The following is a 5,873-nucleotide window of genomic DNA, read 5'->3' as shown; positions in this document are numbered from 1 at the left end:
GAAGGTGTTTCGCTGGGGTACTTGAATCGTCCGGAACTAACCGCAGAGAAATTCGTGCCAAGCCCCTTCGATCCGAACATCACGTTGTACCGGACTGGTGATCTGGCCCGTCAAGCGGCAGATGGAACGATTGAATATATGGGTAGAGCAGATAAGCAAGTCAAAATCCGCGGCTATCGTGTAGAACTCGCCGAAGTGGAACATGCCCTGTTACAGCTGCCTGATATCGAGCAAGTGGTAGTCCAGGATTTAGAACACCAAGGTTCAGCTTTCTTGTGTGCCTATATCGTGGCGGATGGGGTTCTATCTATCCCGCAAGTGAGGGGATATCTGACGGAACTGCTGCCTGCTTACATGGTACCGACTTACTATGTGCAGGTGAATGAGATACCCATAACAGCCAACGGAAAGATTGACCGTAAGGCCCTGCCTATACCGGATACCGGACTGTTCTCGATCGAAGAGTATACAGAGCCGCAAACGGACATGGAACAACTTCTGGCGGAAATCTGGAAAACGGTTTTGGGTGTCCCTCGGATTGGCCGATCCGACAGGTTCTTTGATCTAGGTGGAGACTCAATCAAGGTCATTCAGGTATCTTCACGGTTATATCAGGCTGGTTACACCGTTGAGATTAAACATTTGTTCCGGAATGTAACCATTTCTCAGTTGAGCAAGCATGTTCGCGCAGTATGTCAAATTGCTGGAGAAGAAAAAGTTCACGGCACTGTACTGCCAAACAGCATTGTGGAGCATGGCAAAACTTCCCCTAGTTTTATGAAGTTGAACGAGCCGACTTCAACTAAGCTCCGTTTATTTTGTTTTCCTTATGCGGGTGGAGGAAGTTCTGTTTATCTCCCTTGGGCTTCATTATTAGGAGACCAAATTAAGCTGCTTGCTATTCAATTACCTGGCCGTGAGTCCCGTATTTTTGAGCAGCCTTATAATTCACTAGATGAAGTTATTGGAACGCTTGTACGTGAAATACATCCTTACTTAGATAAACCATTTGTTTTTTTTGGTCACAGTATGGGTGCTTTAATTGGTTTTGAGTTAATCAGAGCAATTTACCAACAATATAAAATACAACCGGAACATCTTTTTGTTTCTAGTTTCAGAGCTCCGCATCTTCCCAAAACATCAGAAAAAATTTATCATTTAAATGACAATGATTTCCTTGAAAGAATATGTAATGAAGGAAACTTACCTGAAGAAGTCATAAAAAATAATGAATTTATTCGTCTACTACTTCCGATGTTACGCAACGATTTCAAAATGGCACAGACATATGAATATGTTAATGGAATACCTTTTAATTGTCCTATAACTGCTTTTGTAGGTGAGGAAGACACAGTAAACATTAGAGAAATCCAAGAATGGCAACAGCATACACAATCTGCCTTTAGAATCCACATGTTACCTGGTAATCATTTTCATTTTATTTCTAATTTTAAAGAGATTATTAACATCATCTTAAAATCAACTTTTCAGCCTGAGAATATAGGATAGGACGCAGGGGCGAGTGAAGACACCTCCACATGGTTCTGCAACCATGGGAGGTGTGACCTCTGTAATATTTTCAAAATTCGTTAAGAGAGGTCTCTATGAATAGACTTAAAGGAAACGAGAGAGTTGTACTATGAAAATAAGCAGATTATGGACCACATACCATCCAGTTGTAAACACATTGCTAATCGGAACCCTGTTTGCAGTCATTGCGGAAGGGATGAGTGTCCCTTTCCTTGCAATTTATTTAGCTGACCGTTTGCATTTGGATCCCGGAACGATTGGATTGATATTGGGCTTGTCCGCCTTGGCGGGTACTTTTGGCGGGTTTCTGGGGGGGATGCTATCTGACTTTTTGGGTCGTAAGAATGTTCTAATATGTACGCTGGTAACCCTAATTGGGATATTTGTTGGATTTCAGGTGATTTCAAATGTCATTGCAATTTTTATTCTAAGCATCATCTTGGGACTTTCCACATCATGTTACCACCCTGTCAGCAAGTCGATGATTGCTGATTATGTCCAGCCAGAGAGACGAATGCGTATTTTTTCTATCAGATACATTTTGATTAATATTGGATTTACCGTAGGAGTTCCACTAGGGGCAATGCTCGGCTTCCAAAATAATGCTTCCGCTTTTCTAGCAACTGCATTTATTTATCTCATTTATGCGATCTTCCTTTTTCTTATCTTGTATAGGTTTGATAACAAAGAGAATTCGACTGGTCCAAAGGCAGAAAAGTTGGAGTTGGGTAGTGCCTTGAGGACTTTACGGACAGATGTGGTGCTACGGTTTTTGGTCGTCGGGGGAATATTTTCAGTGATCGTTTATCAGAGGATTTCAACTATTCTAGCTCAATATTTACATGGGCAATTTGCCGACGGAGTAAAAATGTATACCGTATTGATGGTGATAAATGGACTTACGGTAGTGACCCTTCAGTATCTGGTTACTCGATTTGCAGAAAAATGGACACCTTATAAGTCGATTGTGATTGGCAGCATCTTGCTATGCATGGGCTCGGTTGGGTTTGCATTCTCCCTCGGTTGGGCAACTCTCATCGTGTCTATGTTTATATTTACCTTGGGTGAAATGTTCATCGTACCTGCTCAATACATCGCTATTGACAGAATTACTCCTGATGGTCTTCGTGGGATGTATTACGGGGCACAAACATTTACTAGCATCGGTAGTTTCATAGGTCCTTGGCTTGGGGGACTACTACTGGGCTGGTATGGGGGGGAAGTTGTTTTCTTGACATTAGCAGTTATCTCGTTATTTGCTATTTACTTCTATAGCCGAAGCACACATGTACAGAACAACCCAGTGGCTAGTCAGGACTCTTTGTCTTCATGAAGGAAGGTTGGACACCAAAAGGTTGAGCTGCGACTTCCAGGTGGCTCAACCTTTGGAAATGCAGCCTGGAAGCGAGGGAACCCGAAACAACCAAACGGTTAGGAACTATTGAAGCTCCTAACCGTTTTAGTTGCTTCTTTACTAATTGCTCATAGAACATGGTTACGTTGACACCGGCACACTTGTTCCTTTACATATACAGCTGCTCCCCTTTGAGCAGTCCCATCACTTTATTCAATAAGTTATCGTGGCTCTCCAAGATCCTCCGCCTTGAGTGCATGAATAAGTGCCTGTAACCGTTCTGCCGTCCCCAGCTATGGTGCCCGTGTAGTTGCAGTCATTTCCATCGCTGCTGTTTCTACGTAAAACCTGCACGTTGTTGCCGAATATGTTGATCGTCAATACAGCCGTAATATCCGTTGCCCCAGGCATAGTCCATCTTGCATCGAAAATATTGCTGTTTCCCCGGCGTACCCACACGCCATTCCAGCCGCCTTCTTGTTCATACCAAACCCTGCCTAAACTGATTCTCTCACGCCGAATGATCGTGGCCGTCCAAGTGCCTCCCCCTCGGATGCATCGATAAGTCCCGGTAACCGTACGGCGATCTGCGGAGAGTGTTCCTGTGTAGTCGCAGTCATTTCCATCGCTGCTGTTTCGCCGCTGGACATAGACAAAATTGCCGAAAATATAGATCGTCAAAACAGCTGTTATCACCGGAGCACCAGGCATTGTCCATGTGGCGTCGAAGATGTTGCTGAATCCCCGCCTGCGCCACACTCCGCTCCACGGGCCTTCTTGTTCACGCCATTCATAGCCCAAATCTTGCTGGCCAAATGGGAAGCCGGGTATTCCGGAAGGAAAACCATACCCTAATTGACGGTAACCGTCTGGGGCGTAACCGGATGTATCGTAATCATATTGATGCATTGATGATCTTCTCCTTCGTTAGTTCTATTTGACAATATTTTATGTTGGGGTTACGCCTATGTTACCTGCAAACACCTATTTTGGGCACTCCAACACTTTCAACATGATTCATCGATTCAAAAAATTAATTAATATCAACGTCATAAAAGTTAACATCCGTATATATAATCAAATCAAAGTCTATCGGCCGATAAGATTTCAGTAATTTAATCAAGGGAGTGTATGGTTTGAGTAAAAAACTAGCCGTAATATTGTTAACCGCTATGCTCGTTTTTGCATCTGTCAGCGGTGTCTATGCAGCCGGCCCCAAACCGGTGGATCCTACCGCTATTCCGCAAGATATTCCTGACATCGCCGATTTGGATGGCAACAAACTATTTGACAATCTGGAGAAAAAGTTGGCTGGCCTGCAGGATCAAGACAAAGTCCCGGTGATCGTTATGTTGGATCAGGAATTTATAAATGAGGCTTATGCCGATCTGGAAGGGAAAATTGGCGCTTTTTCGAAAAAATTCCAATACGATGAAGCATTCCACGGTTTCGCCGCCGATCTGACCAAAAAACAAATTGACCTTTTGCAAAAATTGCCTTTCGTTAAACAGGTTGAATACGATATGCCCGTTCAGGTCTCTATGGACACCGCAAAAAAATGGTTCGGTTCCGAGAAAGCAAGCGCAGACTTTGGCTTAAATGGGGACCTTGACGGGAACCCTGCATCCTACAGCAAAACGGACGCTGTAGTTGCCGTCATTGATACGGGGATTGACGGAAAGCACGTAGATCTGGATGGTGGTAAGATCATCGGATGGAAAGACTTTGTTGGATCCCAAACTACTCCTTATGATGACAACGGCCATGGAACTCACGTCAGCGGCATTATCGCCGGCACCGGAGAAGGAAACTCCGCATATAAAGGCGTAGCGCCAGGTGCTGCCTTGGTCGGAATCAAGGTTCTAGACCAAAACGGCAGCGGCTCGATGAGCAATGTAAATGCCGCCATTAACTGGGCCATCCAGAACAAAAATACTTACGGAATCAAAGTAATCAACCTCTCCCTTGGAACTTCAGGCAGCTCGGACGGAACCGACTCCACTTCCGTTGCTGTCAATAACGCTTACGCAAACGGCATATTACCTGTCGTGGCTGCAGGCAACTCCGGACCTGCGAGTTACACTGTCGGTTCCCCAGGCGCCGCCAAAGATGCCTTGACGGTCGGAGCATTTGCCGATGTAGGGGAAAAAGGCTTTAACGTTACGGATTTCTCAAGCCGCGGTCCTACAAAAGACAACCGAATCAAACCGGATATTACGGCTCCCGGATTCAATATCACCGCTCCTAAGACGAATACAGGCAATCAGTATATCTCATACAGTGGCACTTCTATGGCAACACCATTTACAGCAGGCGTGGCGGCACTGATGCTTGATGCCAACTATGCGCTTACACCAGCAGATCTGAAATCGAAAATAACGAGTACTGCCCAAGACTGGGGCCCGGCCGGCCAGGATAACGACTACGGATACGGAAAGCTCCAGGCTTATGAAGCAATCAAATCTGCCGGAGGCTTTACCGGAACCGGTCCCGCCGTGCCTGATCATTCTTTTTATGCCGATACGCTTACAACAAGCGGCTCTTCAAAATCCTATACTTTAAACGTCACTTCAACTACCTATCCCGTTGCTACGACTTTAATTATTAAAAACTGGACCGGCGGTTACTTTGGCGGATCTCCAGACTTCGACCTATATGTTTACAACCCAAGCGGAACCCTGGTAGGCAAAGCTGAAGGAACCAAACGCCAAGAGCTTGTTACTTTCCTCCCGTCTGTTACAGGAAGCTACACGATCAAGGTTGTTTCCTATAGCGGCACCGGCGATTACTTGCTTGATATAAGCTACAAATAAGAATGAAGCATAGAAGGACCGGTTCCAAGCGAACCGGTCCTTCTTTCTGGTACGCCCAGCATGGGCGTCATCTACACGGTGAAAGTCCGGAATGGGGGCTGGCGAGCGCCTACCATTAGCCAAGGGTAAGGGTGTCCCATCGTGAGGTGGAATCTGAAGGAAGCCGGAGGCAAAAG

General features: G+C 45.3%; 4 protein-coding genes. 3 read left to right on the top strand and 1 reads right to left on the bottom strand.

All coding sequences use genetic code 11. From position 1 onward, the window contains the following. Window positions 1-1,509, top strand: a 1,509-nt coding sequence (locus K7397_RS20965; RefSeq protein ID WP_223070523.1) for a thioesterase II family protein, incomplete at its 5' end; no start/stop codon positions are given. A 130-nt stretch (window positions 1,510-1,639) separates the two neighbouring features. After that, entirely contained in the window at window positions 1,640-2,863 is a 1,224-nt protein-coding gene (locus K7397_RS20960) for an MDR family MFS transporter (RefSeq protein ID WP_223070522.1), read from the top strand. A gap of 234 nt (window positions 2,864-3,097) precedes the next feature. Here K7397_RS20960 and K7397_RS20955 read toward each other — a convergent pair whose 3' ends face one another. Then, window positions 3,098-3,793 carry a hypothetical protein gene (locus K7397_RS20955; protein WP_223070521.1) on the bottom strand — a complete coding sequence of 232 codons (696 nt, stop codon included), beginning with the start codon at window positions 3,791-3,793 and terminating at the stop codon, window positions 3,098-3,100. A 227-nt stretch (window positions 3,794-4,020) separates the two neighbouring features. On the opposite strand from K7397_RS20955, the gene K7397_RS20950 reads away from it, so the two are divergent. Next, window positions 4,021-5,697 (top strand): S8 family serine peptidase, encoded by a 1,677-nt coding sequence (locus K7397_RS20950; RefSeq protein WP_223070520.1) that lies wholly within the window; start codon window positions 4,021-4,023, stop codon window positions 5,695-5,697. Window positions 5,698-5,873: the final 176 nt, after the last annotated feature.

The organism is Paenibacillus caui (genome assembly GCF_019904135.1).
Lineage (GTDB): Bacteria > Bacillota > Bacilli > Paenibacillales > Paenibacillaceae > Fontibacillus > Fontibacillus caui.
The sequence above is the reverse complement of the archived record's forward strand: the minus strand, read 5'-3'. Positions and strand labels throughout refer to the sequence as shown.